This is a genomic window from bacterium (genome assembly GCA_036504735.1).
Taxonomy (GTDB): Bacteria; Electryoneota; RPQS01; order RPQS01; family RPQS01; genus DASXUQ01.
Window position 1 is genome coordinate 341,760 of the sequence record DASXUQ010000017.1, and the last position, 18,311, is coordinate 360,070.

An 18,311-nucleotide genomic window follows, 5' to 3' on the forward strand; every position below is an offset into this window, starting at 1 on the left:
GGCTGCTTATGGAACACCGCGCTTTGGGACACAAGGTGTGGGCAATTGCCGACGGCTACATTCCGGGCTGGAGCAATGGCCCCACTCCGCAGATGCTCAGTCATGAGGCCGTGTGTATTCTGAATACCTCGGAACGCGACGCGCATGTCACGCTCACGCTCTATTTCAAAGACCGCAATCCGGCGGGGCCCTACAGGCTTACGGTCTCCGGGAAGCGCACGCTCCACACACGCTTCAATAACCTCACCGACCCCGAACCCGTGCCCACCGACACCGATTACGCGTGCCTGATCGAATCCGATATTCCGATCATCGTACAGCATACCCGTCTGGATTCCCGCCAGGCGGAAAACGGACTGTTCAGCACCATGGCCTGTCCACTGGATTAGAAGATGGACTATCGAAATAAGAACGGGTCAGCCCAATGGCTGACCCGTTTTGTATGGAATCTCATTTGCAATTTACCGGTCCAGCGGCTCAAGCAGTTTCCGCCAGGCGCTGATGGCGGAGGGAAAGCTGTGCTCCGCTTCAATCAGTCGCGCCGAATTCTCAGAATACTTCTTCCACAACGTTTCGTCATTCAGGAAGCGCAGCGCCGCATCGGCAAAGGCTTGGGATGGCGAATCCACCGCAACGGGTTGTCCCGTTTCCTCCGGCCTCACCACCTCGCGCATATCTCCTACGTCTGACGTCACCGGCACCACACCGCAGCCCATGGCCTCCATGCAGCCGAGAGACAATCCTTCACTCATCGAACACAGCATGAACACCTTGGAGCGGCGGTAATACGGCGCGACATCGTTGGTGATCGTCCACGTCAGGGAATCCTTCAGCCCCAATCGCTCCACTGCGGCGGCGAATTCATCATGCATGGGCCCGTCGCCCAGCCAGCAGAAGTTTGCCTCCGGCCGCTGCCGCTTGATTTCTGCCAGAGCTTCCAGCGTGTAGATCGGACGCTTGTTCTCGAGAATCTGCGCCACCACGGTCACATCGAGATCGCGCTGCTCCTGTCCATAGTAGTAGATGGCCGGATCTACGGTGCTGTGCAGAAACTCAATCTGCGATGCGGGAAAACTGTGCTGCAGCAGAAAATCTGCGGTCATGTGTCCCGGCACGAAGATCTTATCCACCTTGTGCGCCGTGCGGTTGGCCCAGCGTTCGATGCGCTCCGGATGCTTGCTGCGAAAGATGATGCGGTTGTGGCTGATCTTCGGGTTGTGCGCAAAGTGAACCTCAGCTGCACCTGCGATGAAGTGCAGAAACACAGGCCGCCGCCGCAACTTCGCCAGTGCCGTGGCAAACATGCCGTGAGGCACCAGATTGTAGGCCATCACCAGCCGCGTGCGGGGATGGAAGATCTCTTTGATCAGCAGCAGCAACCGTCCGCCCAGCCGCCCGAACTTCGCTACCATCCCTTGCGGCCAGACCCAGCGCACGCCTTCGTAGGCAGGCCCCTGCCGGTCCGTGACGACAATCAGTTCAATATCCGGCCGGGAACGCAGAAGCGGCACCAGCTTGGCGTAGAACAGGTTGTCGTTGAGGGTCGTGGTAATGACTATCCGCAAAACTGTCTGAACTTTCTGCTATGGTGTTGCGATGGGCCGCGTCACCGGATGCCCGCCGCGCACACAGCCTTTCATCAGCCTTCCGAAATAGGTGGGAAAACCCACCACCTGACAGGCCAGCACACTCACCGACGCGTCGTCCGACACTCCGGTCATCTTCAAGCGGTACGGATCCGTGTCCGGCCCGTTCCATCCCAAATCCACTGTGCGTGCCGACACATATCCAGCTTCGCGGGCAAAATTCGCCTCGCGCACGGTGTAATCCCCGTTGGGATAACTGAAGTGCCGGCACTCACTGCCGAGCATGGCTTCAATTTCCTGTTTGGAGAGCGCGATCTCTTCACGACTCTCGGCGTCACTGCACGTGGTCAGGATTGGGTGGAAGCGTGTATGCGAACCAAAATCCACGTGCGGCTGCAACTGCTTCAGCTCATCCAGGCTCAACGCGTGGCGCTGACCGGCATTCACCGTCAGCGGATCCCAATCGAAGCGGCGCTTCAGTTCCGCCAGGCGCTTCGCGTTGGGCAGCGGCTTCGATTCGCCGGCACGCACTCCCGGAAGCCGGAACCAGAATTGCCGCTCCGTGCCTACAATCTGGCTGCACAGATAAATCGTAGGCCGCACCCCGTACCGGGCAAACAGTTCGCCCAGGCGCGCATTGCCCCGGTGCCCGTCATCAATCGTCACCACCAGCGAGTGCCGCCGGATTCCTGTCCAATCCTTGCGCCGGATAGCATCCACCACACGGTCCAGCGTCTCAAAGCGGTAGTGCTTTGCCAGATATTGCAAATGCCGCTCCACGACCTCCGGCTGGGGGTCGTGGTAGAAGATAATCGTCGCCCGGTCCCGCACCAGCAGTGCGCGGATCAGCGACGGCAATCCGCTATAGCGGAACAACGTGGCAACGGTTTCTCGGAGGACAGACACTCGGCGAATAATCCTCGGGTATGAACTCGGTGGATAAACGGCAACGAATCAATAAAAGGAATCCATGCTTGAAAAGCAAGACACTGCCCGCAAGAGCGTTCCGGGGCTTCGGCATATCCTTCTACTCTCTATAGACTTATACGTATTTGCCGACGTCAAGGTTTAGAAACCGATACTATACTGGTGACCACCCTGTGGCTGGAGGCATATCCCAGTTGACCCGGAAAATTATCGAGTGTCCCGCACATTCCGCCATAATGCTGCCGATCTCAAACATGGGCTTGGCAGCGGTATCCAACCGCAGTACCCGCAGTTAGAAGTTCGAAAGCACCGCATGTCCACAGAACAGAGTCTATGACATGTCCCCACAGCCGGATGGGTGGCGAGAAGGGGTAATCTCACCGTATATTAGGCCCGGAAGACGAACAACCTATCCATACACTCAAGGATGAACGACTTATGAAGACAACCCTACGCTTCTTTTCTCTCATGATCATTCTGGCCATTGCTGGCTTTCAGGTTCAGACCGCTCACGCGTGGTGCACGCCGCGAATTCTGCAATGCGGAGACGTCATAGATTCGAGCACCGTGCGCGGACATGACGACATCTACCGCTATTCCTGCACGGGCAGTACGAATTGGAATGGCAAGGCCCACGTTTACCGGATCAACCACGGCGGAGATTCCCTCTGGATCCGCCTCAACTGGCAGGGTGACTCCCAGCATGCTCTCGGCGTCTTTGTGCTGACCAGTTGCAATCAGAATGCCTGCATCGCCTACAATGCCCATAATCTGAATTTGCGCCTGCCCTCCGGGCAATACTGGATCATCGTGGACAGCCGGACTGACGCGGGAACCTCCTATGAACTCTCCGTCTTCTGCGGCGACGACCGTCTGCCGGTGGAACTGCTCTCCTTTACCGGCGCCGACGCGTCGGATGGCGTTCACCTTGCGTGGAGCACCGCCTCGGAGACAGACAACAGCCGCTTCCGCGTGGAACGTCAGATTCAGGACAGCGAAGAGTGGGACTTTATCGGTCAGGTCAGCGGCCAGGGACAGAGCACATCCGAAACCAGCTATTCGTTTGTCGACCAGACCGCGCAGGATGGTATGATGTATGCCTACCGCCTGATTTCTGAAGATATCAATGGCGGCACGCATGAACTGCAACTGATCACCGTGGCGCATGGCACGCCTGCGGCCCAGGTCCCCGCCGGGTTCCGTCTGCTGGGCAACTATCCCAATCCCTTCAACCCCAGCACGCGCATTGCGTTTGACCTGTCCGAGCAGAGCCACATTACGCTGAACGTATTTGACGTCTCCGGACGGACCGTTGCCACGCTGGCTTCCGGCGTGTTCGATGCAGGCGCACACGAAGTGAACTTCGACGGCACCGGCCTGCCTTCGGGAGTTTATTTTGCGCAGCTTGTCGGAGCCCAGCAGCCTCAATTGATTAAGATGGTGCTTCTGAAATAGCGCACGCCTCATTCAATATGGAGGACCATTGACAGCTTGTCCGAAGGGCGCACAACCGTGCGCCCTTCTCTTTTGCGACCCCGGAAGCCGTGGCGCTTTGGTCAACCTGTCGGATGAAATCGCCCAAACACAGCAGGGGCGGCCAACTTGGCCGCCCCTGCATGCATTCATCGAGGTTTAAAGCGTCAGGATTCGGTTTGCCCCTCATCCTTCCGCCTTCATCCTTCATCCTTACTTCAGCAGCATCATCTTGTTCATGGCCGTGTAGTTTCCGGCGGTCATCTTCACAAGGTAAAGACCCGAGGGAAGATTTTCGGCATTGAACGTAGCCTGATAGCGGCCCGCGGCATACTTGCCGTTGACCAGCGTGACTACTTCCTGACCCATGACGTTGTAGACGACGATGTTCACCTGACTGTTCTGCGGCACATCGAAGGGCAGCAGGGTGGTCGGGTTGAAGGGATTCGGATAGTTGGCATGCAAGGCAAATACCGTCGGCAGCAGGCCGGGGATTGCCTCAACGTTCAGAACGGTCATGTCAACGTTGATCAGGAACGGGCTGCCCGGTGCGCTGGCAACCACACGCATTGTGGTGTGGCGGTCGCCCGGTGCAATAGTGCCCGGAGCCGCCGTGACAGTGATCGTCACAGTCTGTCCCGGATCTACCGTGCCGGTTGCCGGATTGCTGCTGAGCCAGGTCACACTGTCGAGGACCTGGAAGGTCATCGGGCAAGCGCCTGTGCCGGCGTTCGTGATCGTGAAGGTCTGCGGAACGGTCTCATTCTGATGAGCCACGAAGGTCAACGAGGTGGCGCTGACAGAGCCAACGGCGGAACGCATCGACATGTTGAGGGTCGTATTGACGTTCTGCTCGACCACGATATTGGCGCGGGCAGTGTCACAATGTGTCGCGTGACGGAAGGACACGGTATAGGTGCCGGGGGCCACGGGCAGGTTGTAAGCGCCCTGACCATCGGTCTGTGTCGAGTCATTACCCGCACGCACCCATGCGCCGGCAAGCGCGGTGGGAGGAGTGCCGGCGTGACGAACGACACCCTGAATGGCCTGACGCGGACCGCCCCAGAACTGAACGGCGCCGCCATCGGTCGGGCAGATCGGACCCGTGCCGTTGTAGCAGAGTTCGAAGCCAGCGGTATTGTCGCCGTTTTCCAGACCCACGGTCACGGAAGCATCACCGGCAGTCGTCTGCCACTGATACATCACACCACCGCTGGGATCCAGCACGAGTTCAAAGGTCACGAGAGCGCCGCCGGAATACATGGGAACGCCCAGCCATGCGATAACAAAACGCTGGTTGCTGGCATCCGAGTAGTACAGGCACTGGCCGGCCGAGGACAGGTTGAGGTCGTCCCAGAACGGATACAGGCCCAGCGTCGGGTTGCCGGCTTGCGGAACATGCTGGTTGGTAAAGGTTGTCGACGTGCTGTTGAACGACGCGAAGCCGTTCGAGCAGACGTTGATCGTGTTGTAGGTCTGTCCGAAGTACGGGAAGTTGAAGCCCAGATCGAACGGGCCGGCACTTATGTCATCACCGGCAATGCCGGTGTTGGTGCCAACGGTCGAAATGTCGATCCAGTTGTATTCCACCGTACGGTACGGGGAGTTCACAAAACCGGCCGTATCTGCACCGGCGCTCTCGTTCGGCACTTCGTCAATGGCTTTCACCGACCACGTGTACATCTGGCGCGGATCCGGCGGAGTGTCCGTGTACGAATGCACGCCCGGGGCAACCGGAGTCGCCGTGATCAGCGTGCCGTCGCGATAAACGCGGATGCCGGCCAGGTCAACGCAAGGAGTGCCGTCCGCATTGGTCGTCGGATCGGCCCACGTAATGCTCATCTGCGTCTCACCAAGCACCGCCAGGCCAACATTGCCCGGGGTTGCCGGAGCCATGTTGCAGCGGGCGTTGGTCACCACGTTGGACTGAGCGGACAGAACGCCATCATCCCAACGGGCGGCGACGGCATAGCTGTACGGATGGTTCTCATTCGCCGAGCCAACGATATCGTCGTACGTCAGAATCGTGCCTGCAACCGAGTCGCGGGCCGTGCCATCGCGGAAGATGACATAGCGAATCACGTCATCCAGCGAATGACCGTGACGTCCGGCGGAGCCGGAAGCGTAGACGATCGGGCTGTGCGGGGCCACGCTGGCCAAACGGTGCTGCGCGATTGCCCAGGGGCTCATCGGGCGGGCACTGGTCGGCATGGCAGCGCGAACGTCAACCTTGCCACTCTTGTTGGCGGCCAAGGCTACGGAAGCGGTGCCCTTAAGGGCCTTTACCGTCTTGGATTCGAGAACGGCTGAGAAAGCCGAGGTCGTCGGGGTCGTAACCGCCGGCGACGGGGAAAGTTCTGCCAGGCCGCCGAATGCGCCGGAAGCATAGCAACGGATCATCGGAATGTAAAGCAGCGGGATGCTTTCCCACGTATTCCACGCGGTACCGTCCGTCGTGTAATAGAAGGTGTTGTTGATATACGGCGTCGTATTGTCGCCGCCGATCTCAACGCGGGTCGCTGTCATCTGACGAACGCCGACAAAGAACGAGCCGCTCGGTACCGTGACCGGCGACGCCAGCGTGTAACTGGTGAAAACGTCGAACGGAGCGGTCTGAGTCGCATCCGTCAAGCCCAGCGGGGTCGTGGACGGCGTGCCGTTGCCGGCGTCCGCAAAGACGGCGAGCTGGATGGCGTTGCCATCAACGGCGATACCGGTGAAGAACGCGTCAATCCGCGAAATCGTCGCCGGGCCACTCGTGGTCTGGAAATGCGACACAAACCATGCGGCCGGGAAACCTTGGTTGAAACCAATACCGCCGCCTTCATCGGTGCCGTCGTCATACAGCAGTTCGGATTCCGGCGGGGAACCCGGAGCGCGCCACGCAAGCTGAATCTTGTTGTCGAAATTGCCATTGGCCGACAGCATGATCGGAGGAAGATGGCCAAATGGATTCGTCACCATGTTGGAATAGTCGGACTCGACCGGCGGATTGGTGACGCCGTTGTCAATGGCCGTGATCACGAACTGGTACACGCCGTCGGTTTCCAGCGTATCACGCACCCACTGAGTTGTGCGGCCGGTAACGGTCTGACGGAGGTTCCACGTCGTTTCGCCCTGCAGTCTGCGGTACACTTTGTACGCATCTACCAGAAGATCCGTCGAGACGTCCCAATGGAGGCTGTCCTTGCGGGCAACCGTCAGGACGCTGCTGGTCAAGTTGGTCGGAGCCGGCGGATTGGTGCGGCGCAGCGTCAGGTTGGCGCCGGTATGGCCGCTCTCGTCGAGGTTGAACACCGTCGATCCGTCAATGTAACCGGCGAGGGTCGCCGTGACGCGGCGGTTGTTGCCGATCTGCACATTCGACAGCGTATAATCACCGTTCGCGGCCGGGTGAACGGACGGGGTGCCCGCGCCGTTGGCACGAACCGCGACAGCCGTCACGTCGCCATTGCCGCCATCCAGCGTCACATGTCCCGTGACCGTCGCATATACCAGCGGGCCGCCCCAGAACTGAACGGCATTGTTGCCGCCGGGCGTGAACTCACCGGTGGTGCTGCACCACAGGCCAAAACCGTCGCTGCCGTCCAGATTCTCCAGACCCACGACGCCCGAGGTGTTGCCCATCGCGCCGTAGTTCATGGTGATGCTGCCGCTGCTCGTCAGGATGATCTGGAAATTGTAGAAGGGGCTGCCGCCGAAAGCCGGGCAATTGTCCCAGCTCACGATGAAGCGCTGATTGGCGGCATCTGCGTAATACTTGCACTGGCCTGCAGTGGGAAAGAGGTCTCTGGCAAAGCCGTAGACCACGCCGTTCGGCACACCGGCGTTTGGCGGGCAGGGCGGGCTAAGGGTAACGGTCGCATCACCGAAGGTGATGTAGCCGTTGGAGCAGACGCGGATCTGCGTGAAAGGCGTATCGTAATAGTTGAAGGTGAAGCCGAGATCATAGGGGCCGGTGTTGATGTCGTCAGCCTGTGCGGCGATGGTGCCGACCGTGGTGATGTCCACCCAGTCGTAACCGGTCTCACGCCACGGGGTCTCGCCCACCGCCACAGCAACGCTCGCCGGGGCGCTCATATAGGTGCCGGCCTTCGCGCGGACAAAATAGGTGATATGGCCATCCGGCTGAGCGGTGGCCGTAAAGGTCTGAACGCCGGGGCCCACATGGCCGATCTGCTGCGCAGGCAGAACACCGTTGCGGAAAATCAGAATGCTGTCCGGAGTCAAGGGGTTGCCGTTGGTGTCATGGTTCGGATCAACCCACGTCAGCGTTACGTCGCTGCCGGCGACGGAACCCTGCAAATTGGTGACAGGATTCGGAACGCCTGTGGGCAGTGCAAACCAGATAACGCGACCGGCCGCAGGAACGAAGCCGAGGTCCGAATTGTCGACGTTATTGTGGAACCAGTAGCGCGCGCCGTCCGTGGCACCGAGGCCGTCCAAACCACAAGCCCAGTTGCGGCCGGCAAGGGTCGGCATGACCCAATCGGTCGCGTGATACTGAACCTTGATCTTGCCACTGGGATAGAGAATCGCTTCAAAGCTGAACAGGTTAGCCGTGCCGTTATATTCCGGCATCCGGCGCCATTCCACCACAAAGTGCTGATCAGCACCCGTGCCCACAGTCTTCCAGCGGATCCAGGGAGCCGTGCCGTCGCTGTTGCAACCACCGCCCGTGCCCTGCGCGTCACCGGTATTCATGTCTGCCCAGAACGGCGCTATATACGGATAGGTCGCTGTTGTCGTTGCCGGATCTGAAGCGGAGAAAGCGGTGTTGGTGCCACCGAACGTGATCAGACCGTTCGTGGTGACATTGCACGTCGTGTAGTTCGTTCCGTAAAACGAAAAGGTGAAACCAATGGTAGCGGGGGCCGTGGCGTCATCGCCCGTAGGACCGTCTGTGGCATTGGGGTCGCCGCACAGTTCGATCCAGTTGTACGTGGCGGTATCCGGTGCTACGTTGTCGTTAAAAGCGTAACCGAATCCATCCGGGCCGCCCTGATTGTCGAGCGGGTTGTGCATCAGACGCGAACTCGGGTTCAGCGCCTGTTCGAGATCAATGCGACTGTCGGTCGTCGCGTTGATTTGCTTGGCCAGGGCGATGTCCGCATTGGTGAACGTCTGTCCTGACACTGCCTTGGCTTTGATCCGTGCAATATCTGCTTCGCTTACGCCGCTGGCAAAAGCGGACGCCAAACAGACCAGCAGCAGTATCGCCGCGACCCAAAGAAAAGACCGTTTTCTGACTCTCATAGCTGTTTCCTATTGCTTGGTTTAGCATGGGGGTTGGTACGTTCGAAAGTAACGTTGTTTTAGGTAAAAGTCAAGGAATGCTCGAACTATTAGGCAAAATCTGCCCGCCCTTTGCCACCTGCGGCACATACCGGTTAAGCCGGTTTTGGGACCGTAAACTGTGCGTATTCAAGGGGTGATTAACTTAGCTTCAGATCGGGCTGGCGGTAGCAGGAATTTGGACCAGCAAATCAAGATGCTGTGCTCATGCGCAAACAAATGCTTATAGAGTATCGAGTTAAAAATCGCTCACCGGCGCAGAACGCCTGCTCCGCAGTCATTTCCAGTCTCTTGGATCTCTATGTGATGAAAGACAACTCTTTACACTTGCCGGTTGGAAATGCAATCCCCTTGCCAAAGAAAAAGGCCAGTGAAAACACACTGACCTTGTCCTATTATAAATTGATGAGGCATTTGCGCTATGAATGCCTCTCGCCGGGAGGTAAAACCCCTGCGGCAAGCAACGCGTTCCTCGTCACTTCGGCATCCGCTTGTGCTCGCTAATGATCTGATCGACCACCGCCGGATCCTGCAATGTCGTGATGTTACCAAGATCCTTGTACTCACCGGCAGCAATCTTGCCAAGAATCCGCCGCATAATCTTCCCGGAACGGGTTTTGGGCAAGGCATTCACCGTCAATACCTGCTCCGGTACCGCAATCGGGCTGATATCGTTGCGCACCTGCTCTTTCAACGCGCCCGTGATTTCGTCGCGCTGCATGTCTTCGGCTTCCTTTTGAGTCACGACAAACGCAAAAATCGCCGTCCCCTTGATCTCATGCGGGATGCCGACCACCGCCGCTTCGGCGACCAGATGGTTTCCCACCAGCGAGTTCTCGATCTCCGCCGTGCCCAGACGGTGTCCGGCCACGTTGATCACGTCGTCGACGCGTCCGGTAATCCAGTAATAGCCGTCTTCGTCGCGGCGGCAGCCGTCTCCCGTGAAATACTTTCCTTTATAGCTCACAAAATACGTGTCGCGGAAACGCTTGTGGTCATGGTTGATCGTGCGCGCCATACCCGGCCAGGGGCGGTCAATGCACAGGTGTCCGGTGACGCCGTTGCCTTCCATGCATTTGCCGTCTTCGTCCGCCACGCACAGCGAAACTCCGAAGAAGGGCAGGGTGGCGCTGCCGGGTTTAAGCGCCGTCACTCCCGGCAGCGGCGTAATCATAATGCCGCCGGTTTCCGTCTGCCACCATGTATCGACAATCGGGCATTTGCCCTCCCCCACTACCTCATAATACCACCGCCACGCTTCGGGATTGATCGGCTCGCCCACCGTGCCGAGAATCCGCAGGCTGGAGCGGTCGTACTTCTTCACCCAGTCTTTGCCTTCACGCACCAGTGAACGAATTGCCGTCGGCGAAGTATAGAAGCTGTTCACGCGATGCCGCTCTACAATATCCCAGTACCGGCCCGGATCGGGATACATCGGTGTCGACTCGAACATCACCGTGGTCGCACCATTGCACAGCGGACCGTAAATAATATAGCTGTGGCCCGTGATCCAGCCCGCGTCCGCCACACAGCAGTAAATATCTCCGGGATGGTAATCGAAGACGATCTTGTGTGTCAGCGACGCATACAGCAGATAGCCCGCCTGTGTGTGCATCAAGCCTTTGGGTTTGCCTGTAGATCCCGACGTGTACAAAATGAACAGCGGATCTTCAGCAGACATCCATTCGCACGGACACGTGCCGCGCTCACTCAGCATCGCCTCTTCCAGCCAAATATCGCGGCCCCACTGCATCGGCACGTCTTTCGGCGTACGCTTGGCTACCAGCACGCTCGACACCGCATCTACTCCCGCCACGGCATCATCCACGATGGACTTGAGAGGAATGCTCTTGCCGCCGCGCCGGCCTTCGTTGGCGGTAATCACCACGGACGTGCCCGAATCGAGAATCCGGTCCCGCAGCGCCGTGGCCGAGAATCCGGCAAACACCACCGAATGCACCGCTCCGATTCTCGCGCACGCCAGCATTGCAAACGCCAGTTCGGGGATCATCGGCAGGTAGATCACCACACGGTCGCCCTTGCGAACGCCCAGATTCTTCAGCACATTCCCCAGGCGCGCCGTTTCCCACTTCAGCTCCCGGTAGGTAATACTCCGGCTTTCTCCCGGATCATCGGCTTCCCAGATAATCGCCGTGTCTTCCGCCTTCTCCGGCAGGTGGCGGTCCAGACAGTTAAAGGCCACATTCAGCATCGCGCCCTGAAACCACGTCACCTCGCCGTCGTGAAATTCCGCTTCGAGGACTTTCGTCCACGGATGATACCAGTACAAGGACTTGGCCTGTTCGGCCCAGAACTGCTCCGGCTCGCGGATCGAGCGCTCATAGAGCCGGCGGTATTCATCGAAATCACGAATGTGCGGCCGGACAGGCGCGCGATACGGGCTGGTAAACACCTCGCCATGTTCAGGATGGGGATTCATAAGCGATCCTTGGCTTAACCATGTGGGAAAGGGATGAAATTGCGGCCAACAAGGTAGCAGACCTTTCTTAACACTCCTGTTTGTGCTATGAAGTTTCCATGTCTGTGGATAGCACATCATATTTGCCACGGGCTCGCGTCCCTAACCCCGACTCTTCATGATTGTGAATGTGATGAAGAATTTGGTGATATTTAGATGGACAAGTCATTTCGGAAGATGTTTAGGTCCATAAGAAAGGAGGCGCATCACCATGCGCCTCCTTTAAAAGCATCTTCCTAAGAGATGAATTACGACAAATCGATTTCCACACCGCGATGCACATTGAGATCGAGGACCCTCGGCGATGTCAGCTTGTTGCCCTTTTTGTCCCAGAGGACGAGGATTTCGGGCCGCTGCAACCGCTGTCCCGTGCTGCGCCGGACTACGCCGCGCATGCCCCGGTCGAACATCAGATTGCCCATAGTGATTTCTACAATCGCGCCCACCGGATAGACATTGATCAGCTCCAGCGCCTTCGACACCACCGCACGGTTGTAGAGCGATCCTGCTCCCCGCACCAGAGTTTCCAGCGCCCTCGCCGGAGACATGGCCTCGACAATTAAGTCACCGTTGATCAGGTTGTCGAAGGTATTGGCCACCGAGAGGATCTCGGCAAAGCGGAATATCTGGTCACCGCGCGCCATGCGCAGCCGCGTAGGCGGCTCATTGGTCCCGGAGAGTTTGAGCGGATAGCCGCGACCATCCTGCTGCTCGTGGTGCTGCCGAATCGTCGCCTGCTCCAACACCGTGTTGGTCGAACTGCGCTCGAGGATCTTTGCTCCTGCCGCCGGATGCAGTTTCAACAGCCGGGCCTCTTCGTGGGTCAGATCCCGCACCGGCTTGTTCACCAAGTCCTGCATGACCAGCTTGCCCACATCATGCAGCATGGCCGCCGATCCCAGCACCAGCAGTTCTTCCTGCGCATATCCGAAGGCCCGTCCCAGCATGATTGACAGCACCGAGGTATTCAGAGCATGTTCGTAGGTGCGGTTCAGGTAGGTCTTCACCACCGGAGTCTCGAAAATCTCCACGTGATGCGAGAACAGATCCTCGACTGTCCGATGCACGACTTCGTGAAATTCCGACACATTGACAGCGTTTGCATAGCGATCGTCATACTGTAGAATCGTGATCACGTCCTCGTTGGCGATCTCCCGCAGTTCGGCAAGGCCTACGATGTCATCGAAGGTCCGCTTGAGCAGCTTATGAGTACGCCGCCGGGTCTTGTCGGAGATCATTTCCGGTTCGGGTTCGATGTCCTCCGTACCGGCCTCTTCCACATAGACGTCTTCAACTTCCAGTTCCACAAGCCGGTCGATGACGCGTTCTGTCAGCAGGAAGCCCGAGGCAATGAGCAATTCGAGGCGCTCATCGCACACATCCCGCGCAATCTTCATTCCCGGTTCGAGTTCAGTCACACCGCATAGTCGCATTCCGTCAACACCTCAAAGTTTACCTCCCAATCCGGTTGCAAATTCGATGCCGCCACAAGAAAACGCTGAAACGCTGAAAATCTGAAAGGCTGAAAGGAAGATGGACCCGGCACACCTTGCCCCAAGCCTTCGCCGTGCCCCCACGCTTCGCCGCGGCATGCGTCTTAGGATTTCGCATGCCCGGCCATAGAAGGATTGTGCCCGGCTTTTATTCCCTTCCCCTACGGTAGGTCCCCGATTTATCGAGGGACGGGAAGGGTTAGGGATGGGGGTTCTGCTCCCATTTCCCTATTTCATGGGGAAAGGGGGCCGAGGGCCTGCCGACACAATCCAAGGGAAATAACGATGTTTTTGCCATTCTTTCAGCGTTTCAGATTTTCAGCGTTTCAGCGTTTTCTTTCCTGCCCCTTCTTGTCCTCACGTGGCCGATACAGCGTGATCTACAGATTAACTCTAACTTAATAAGAAACTTGCCCGACCCAACCGCGTATTATGAGAACGCACACGCGTATCCCTCGACAGGTCACCCGCTTACCTTCCGCACATCGAGTTACTCAACACTTCCAGTATCAAAACCTCCTGACTGAACTACCCGCAAGGAGAGCCATACATGAAGACCGTTATCTTTCACGGAAAAGGTGCTCACACAAGTGGCGCCCATCACCTCGGCCATTGACGCCTACTTGAACTTCGACGCCCGCAAGGTCGGATGGGTCAAGACGGAATTGCTGCCGGCGGAACAACGCGCAGACGGGCAGCGGGAGTCGGTTCCGGCGGAAATGGAACACTGAAAAACCAAGGAGACGCGACCATGGCAGACCAGATTACTCAGACCATCATCGTCGAGCGCAACATCAACGACGTATTCCAACTGTGGGCCAATTTCGAAAATTTTCCGCAGTTCATGAAGAACATCAAATCGGTCCGGAAGATGGGCGACCGCAAGAGCCATTGGGTGATGGACGGCCCGCTGGGCAAGAACGTCGAATGGGATGCCGATACCACCGTGCTCGAGCCTAACAAGCGTATCGCGTGGCAAAGCTCAGGCGGAACCATCGATACGAAGGGCGAAGTGCTGTTCCGCAGCATCAATCCCGATGAAACCGAAGTCACCGCTACGATCCAGTACAAGGCGCCGACCGGCGCCGAGACCATTGCCAAGCTCTTCGACAATCCTGAGAAGAAGCTCAAGGAAGACTTGGAGAACTTCAAGCAGTTCGCCGAGAGTACTGTCAGTTCCCACACCGATAGGTTGTGAGCGCATACTACTCTTCCGAGCGCTCGCAAAGAGACCGGAGCCTGTTCATTCAGACTCCGGTCTTCTCTATACCAGCAAACACATTCAAAACCCCTTCTGCTTCCTCCTTTTTCAAAGGGGAAGGGCCAGAGCTTCGCGGCGGCAGGCCTCTTGAGACTTGGGCCTGCCCCGCTTGGCCCACCCGTCGCATCGGTCATCGGGTCTCCCCCCTTAGCATAAGGGGGGTATCGGGACAATCCTTTGCAATCCATTCGCTCCACGATCCCGGATACAGTCTTGCCCCATGCAATCCTGCAATCTCGAGAGCCAGCAGATCATGGCACGCCGTCACACCTGAGCCGCAGGAACAAACCACTCTCCTGCCGTCGCGGACGCCAAGCGATTCAAAGTGCGAGCGCAGCATCGATGGAGTCTTGAAATGCGGAACGCCCTCGGCCTTCACGTTATCGGCCCACGGTGCATTGATCGCTCCCGGAATATGCCCCGCGCGGGTGTCAATTGTCTCGCCTTCGCCACGATACCGCTCCGCGGAACGGGCATCCAGCAGGAGCATCTTGTCACCCTGCGTTTTGACCTCGGGATAATTGGCAACCATCGTCACGTTCGCATGAGCAGCGAGCGGCTGCGGGTGGGGGAGAGGGGATTTGCCGGGACCGGTTTCAACAGGCCGCTCTTCGGCAACCCACGCCGCGAAACCGCCGTCCAGCACCAGTGCTTCCGCTCCGCCCACCCAGCGCATCATCCACCAGAGCCGCGCCGCCAGCGATCCCGCCTTGTCGTCATAAACCACCAGCGTCGTTCCTTCGCCGATACCTAACCGCGCCAGTGTGCGTACAAACTGCTCCGGATCCGGCAGCGGATGCCGGCCTTTGCTCAAGTCCGAGCGGTCGGAAAGTTCGGTATCCACATCCACATAAATTGCCCCGGGAATATGCCCCGTGCGGAATGCGTCGCGTCCTGCATCGGGCTGGCTCGCATCCCAGCGCATATCGGCAATCACCAGCCCCGGCTCACCGAGCCTGCGGGCAAGTTCCTCAGTTGAAATCAGCATAATCCTCACGGTGTTCTTCACCTATGGCAGGCTCAAATCCTTCCCCCACTTCGTGGGGGAAGTTAGATGGGGGTAAACATTACTTCATCAGCAGCATCTTCTGCATCGCCACGAAACTCCCCGCCTGCATCCGGCAGAGATAGAGCCCGCTGGCCACGTCCTGTCCATTCCATGACACCGCGTAGCGTCCCGCCGGCTGCATCCCATTCACCAGCCTGCCAACTTCCTGCCCCAGCGCATTGTAGATTCTCAATTCAACATGCTCGGTCTTCGGCACGTCATAGCGAATCTCTGTGGTCGGGTTGAAGGGATTCGGATAAGCCGCATGCAAGGCAAACACCGTGGGCAGATGGTCGTCCCGATCCGCTGCCCCGACATCACCAACATCTACCTGAATTGGCAAAGGGCTACCGGATGCGTTGTGGTACACATACATTGTGGTGTGGTCAAGCGGATGAGTCAATGCAGGTACAATCGTAGACGTGATCGTTATGCTGTTACCGGGTTCAACGATCCCGGCCGCCGGGCTGGAACTCAGCCAATCCACACTGTCCACAATACTGTATAGCAGCCGGCAACTACCACCTGTATTCGCTATCGTAAAGGTCTGCGGTGTGCTCTGCCCTTGGTGAATGTAGAAGGTCAAGGATGAGACGCTGGACGTAAAGGCCGGCGAGCGCAGAGCCACGTTCAGCGTGGTATTCACGTTGGCCTCCACCACGACGTTCTGACGGGTAGAATCGCAATGAGCTGTGTAGGCAAAATGCACCGTATAGGTTCCGGGATTCAAAGGCAGCAGATAGTTGCCCAAAACGTCGGTCAGCACTGTGTCCGCACCGCCCGTAACCCACACCTGCGCTCCATTCAACGGCGGGTTAGCGCCTCCCAAATGCCGCACGGTTCCTTGAATGGCCTGCTGCGGTCCGCCCCAGAATTGAAGCGCGCTGCTATCTGTCGGACACCAATGTCCGCTGCCGTTGTAGCACACCTCAAAGGCATCCGTGTTGGTGCAGTTGACCACTCCCACCGTTGCCGGAATGTCTGCGCCAACCGTTTGATACTGGTACGTCACACCGCCATTGGCGTCCAGAATCAACTCAAAAGCCGGGCCACCGACAACCACCCACGCAAGAACGAACCGTTGGTTCGCCGCATCGTGATAGTACTTTACCGTGCTCCCCGGAGTGAACGTTATGTCCTCCCACAGGGGCATCAACGCACACGCGGGGCCGGAAGGGCTGGGAAGGTGCTAATTGAGGGAGGCCGTGCTCGTGCTGTCCGTGAACGACGCCCAGCCGTTGGAGCAGACAAAGATGCGATTGTGCGTGTTGCCGTAAAACGGAAATTGAATACCGAGCGCAAACGGTCCCAAGGTCTCATCGCCACCTGTCAGCCCCGTATTGGTCCCGATGGTGGAGATGTCTACCCAGTCATATTCCACAGGTTCACACATGCACACCAGTATGCGCCCCCGCACGCTGTCGCCCGGCCCGGCATTCGGCACTTCGTCAAATCCCTGCACCGTCCACGTATGCCAGATCGCCGGGTTCGCCGGTGTGTCCGTAAATTGCTGCACTCCCGGCAGAATATGGGTCGCAATCACCTCGTTGTCGCGCAGCACCTGCACACCTGCAAGATCCACGCAGGTCGTTCCATCCGCGTTGAGGGCCGGATCAACCCACGTCAGGCGCATCTGTGTTTCGCTGATGGGTGTCGCCTGCACATTGGTCGGCGCTCCCGGTGCCATGTTGCAGCGGACGGTCACGGAGTTCGACAGGGGCGACGACTCGTTGTCATCATAACGCGCCGCCACTTCATATGTATGGGGCACATTTTCCGGCAGACCATTATCATCCCATGTGGTCGATGCCGCCAGCACCGAATCCAGCAGAGTGCCGTCTCGGTATATCAGGTACCTCGGCTCATCGAGGGTGCTGTGCCCGTGGCCGCGTGGCGGACGCACGTAGTTCGGGCCGGGAATTCCCGGAGCATTCCACGCCAGATGAACGTGGCTGTCAAAATTCCCATCCGCCGTCAGGTTGGTCGGCGCCAGATGCAGGTAGATTTGCCGCGCCGTGTTGGAGTATGCAGACTCCGCCCAAGGGCGCGACATGTTGGTGTCCACCGCGGTCACCGCATAGTCCCAATCGCCTTCCGCATCCAGATCATCCATAGTTGTATTGTTATCGCGTCCCCAGATAGCCTGGCGGAGAATAAACACGTCGGCGCTGTGCTGCTTACGATAGAGCTTGTAGCCATCCACCAGCAGATCCGGCGAAACATCCCAGTGCAGGCTGTCCAGCCGGAAGGACCACAAAATGGTCCCCGTCAGGTTCAACGGCGCGGGCGGATTATCACGGCGCAGAGACATATCGGCTTCGCTGTACCCGCCTTCGGTCAGAAAGACGTGCAGCGTATCGGTTACAAACCCCTCAAGGCTGGCCGTCAGCCTCCGTAAGCCAATTTCCACATTGGTCAGAGTGTAGTAGCCATTGGCGTTCGGATGGGTCGTGGGAGTCCCTTGACCATCCGCCTGAACCGTGGCTTGGGTAATGTCTCCTATGCCGCCATCGAGAGCCACCGTTCCACTCACGGTTGTCTGTGCGGAAACCGATGCCGCACTCAAGATCAGCGCACTTACGGTCGCCAGCAAAATCAAGCATTTCCGAAGTTCCATCGCTTCCTCCCGTCGTGCCGAGTTGTCCGTTCCTTGCCAAGACTCCGGAGAGGCTGGTCGCCTATGCCAGAATCCCGCGAGCTTTCCTGTCCTGCTAAAAGATACGCTGCAAACCTTAGTAAGTCAAGCCGT

12 protein-coding genes are annotated in these 18,311 nt (G+C 58.2%); 4 read left to right on the forward strand and 8 right to left on the reverse strand.

The annotated features are described in order from the left end of the window. The first annotated feature begins 8 nt into the window (after positions 1 to 8). A complete protein-coding gene (locus VGL38_13960) occupies positions 9 to 389 on the forward strand; it encodes a sensory rhodopsin transducer (protein ID HEY3296530.1) in 381 nt (126 codons plus the stop codon). 72 nt (positions 390 to 461) lie between these two features. Here VGL38_13960 and VGL38_13965 read toward each other — a convergent pair whose 3' ends face one another. Then, positions 462 to 1,565: a glycosyltransferase gene (locus tag VGL38_13965; GenBank protein ID HEY3296531.1), complete on the reverse strand. Its 1,104-nt coding sequence runs from the start codon at positions 1,563 to 1,565 to the stop codon at positions 462 to 464. 18 nt (positions 1,566 to 1,583) lie between these two features. Further along, positions 1,584 to 2,492 carry a polysaccharide deacetylase family protein gene (locus tag VGL38_13970; protein HEY3296532.1) on the reverse strand — a complete coding sequence of 303 codons (909 nt, stop codon included), beginning with the start codon at positions 2,490 to 2,492 and terminating at the stop codon, positions 1,584 to 1,586. 459 nt (positions 2,493 to 2,951) lie between these two features. Here VGL38_13970 and VGL38_13975 point away from each other — a divergent pair, with 459 nt between their 5' ends. Then, positions 2,952 to 3,968, forward strand: a complete 1,017-nt coding sequence (locus tag VGL38_13975) for a T9SS type A sorting domain-containing protein (protein ID HEY3296533.1) — start codon at positions 2,952 to 2,954, stop codon at positions 3,966 to 3,968. A 231-nt stretch (positions 3,969 to 4,199) separates the two neighbouring features. On the opposite strand, the gene VGL38_13980 is transcribed toward VGL38_13975, so the two are convergent. The 3 genes from VGL38_13980 to VGL38_13990 all read right to left on the reverse strand — a co-directional run bounded on the left by VGL38_13980 (position 4,200) and on the right by VGL38_13990 (position 13,193). Beyond that, positions 4,200 to 9,242, reverse strand: a complete 5,043-nt coding sequence (locus VGL38_13980) for a T9SS type A sorting domain-containing protein (GenBank protein ID HEY3296534.1) — start codon at positions 9,240 to 9,242, stop codon at positions 4,200 to 4,202. Positions 9,243 to 9,756: 514 nt separating this feature from the next. Beyond that, positions 9,757 to 11,721 carry an acetate--CoA ligase gene (acs, locus tag VGL38_13985; protein ID HEY3296535.1) on the reverse strand — a complete coding sequence of 655 codons (1,965 nt, stop codon included), beginning with the start codon at positions 11,719 to 11,721 and terminating at the stop codon, positions 9,757 to 9,759. 287 nt (positions 11,722 to 12,008) lie between these two features. Then, positions 12,009 to 13,193 (reverse strand): HD domain-containing phosphohydrolase, encoded by a 1,185-nt coding sequence (locus tag VGL38_13990; protein HEY3296536.1) that lies wholly within the window; start codon positions 13,191 to 13,193, stop codon positions 12,009 to 12,011. A 638-nt stretch (positions 13,194 to 13,831) separates the two neighbouring features. On the opposite strand from VGL38_13990, the gene VGL38_13995 reads away from it, so the two are divergent. Both VGL38_13995 and VGL38_14000 read left to right on the forward strand, forming a co-directional pair. Next, entirely contained in the window at positions 13,832 to 13,984 is a 153-nt protein-coding gene (locus VGL38_13995; protein ID HEY3296537.1) for a hypothetical protein, read from the forward strand. 20 nt (positions 13,985 to 14,004) lie between these two features. Next, a complete protein-coding gene (locus tag VGL38_14000; protein ID HEY3296538.1) occupies positions 14,005 to 14,451 on the forward strand; it encodes an SRPBCC family protein in 447 nt (148 codons plus the stop codon). 193 nt (positions 14,452 to 14,644) lie between these two features. Here the strand turns inward: VGL38_14000 and VGL38_14005 are convergent, their stop codons facing one another. The 3 genes from VGL38_14005 to VGL38_14015 all read right to left on the reverse strand — a co-directional run bounded on the left by VGL38_14005 (position 14,645) and on the right by VGL38_14015 (position 18,179). Then, the gene (locus VGL38_14005) at positions 14,645 to 15,502 is read right to left on the reverse strand and encodes a sulfurtransferase (GenBank protein ID HEY3296539.1); all 858 of its coding nucleotides are present in this window, start codon (positions 15,500 to 15,502) and stop codon (positions 14,645 to 14,647) included. A 79-nt stretch (positions 15,503 to 15,581) separates the two neighbouring features. Next, positions 15,582 to 16,715 (reverse strand): carboxypeptidase regulatory-like domain-containing protein, encoded by a 1,134-nt coding sequence (locus VGL38_14010; GenBank protein HEY3296540.1) that lies wholly within the window; start codon positions 16,713 to 16,715, stop codon positions 15,582 to 15,584. Positions 16,716 to 16,751: 36 nt separating this feature from the next. Continuing rightward, the gene (locus tag VGL38_14015; GenBank protein ID HEY3296541.1) at positions 16,752 to 18,179 is read right to left on the reverse strand and encodes a hypothetical protein; all 1,428 of its coding nucleotides are present in this window, start codon (positions 18,177 to 18,179) and stop codon (positions 16,752 to 16,754) included. Between the last annotated feature and the right edge of the window lie 132 nt (positions 18,180 to 18,311).

What these genes read in the sequence shown, in the direction of transcription:
- acs (HEY3296535.1), bottom strand. Translation starts at nt 11,721, where the DNA reads ATGAATCCCCATCCTGAACATGGCGAGGTGTTTACCAGCCCGTATCGC.
- VGL38_13975 (HEY3296533.1), top strand. Translation starts at nt 2,952, where the DNA reads ATGAAGACAACCCTACGCTTCTTTTCTCTCATGATCATTCTGGCCATT.
- VGL38_13960 (HEY3296530.1), top strand. Translation starts at nt 9, where the DNA reads ATGGAACACCGCGCTTTGGGACACAAGGTGTGGGCAATTGCCGACGGC.
- VGL38_14005 (HEY3296539.1), bottom strand. Translation starts at nt 15,502, where the DNA reads ATGCTGATTTCAACTGAGGAACTTGCCCGCAGGCTCGGTGAGCCGGGG.
- VGL38_14010 (HEY3296540.1), bottom strand. Translation starts at nt 16,715, where the DNA reads ATGCCCCTGTGGGAGGACATAACGTTCACTCCGGGGAGCACGGTAAAG.
- VGL38_14015 (HEY3296541.1), bottom strand. Translation starts at nt 18,179, where the DNA reads ATGGAACTTCGGAAATGCTTGATTTTGCTGGCGACCGTAAGTGCGCTG.
- VGL38_14000 (HEY3296538.1), top strand. Translation starts at nt 14,005, where the DNA reads ATGGCAGACCAGATTACTCAGACCATCATCGTCGAGCGCAACATCAAC.
- VGL38_13990 (HEY3296536.1), bottom strand. Translation starts at nt 13,193, where the DNA reads ATGCGACTATGCGGTGTGACTGAACTCGAACCGGGAATGAAGATTGCG.
- VGL38_13980 (HEY3296534.1), bottom strand. Translation starts at nt 9,242, where the DNA reads ATGAGAGTCAGAAAACGGTCTTTTCTTTGGGTCGCGGCGATACTGCTG.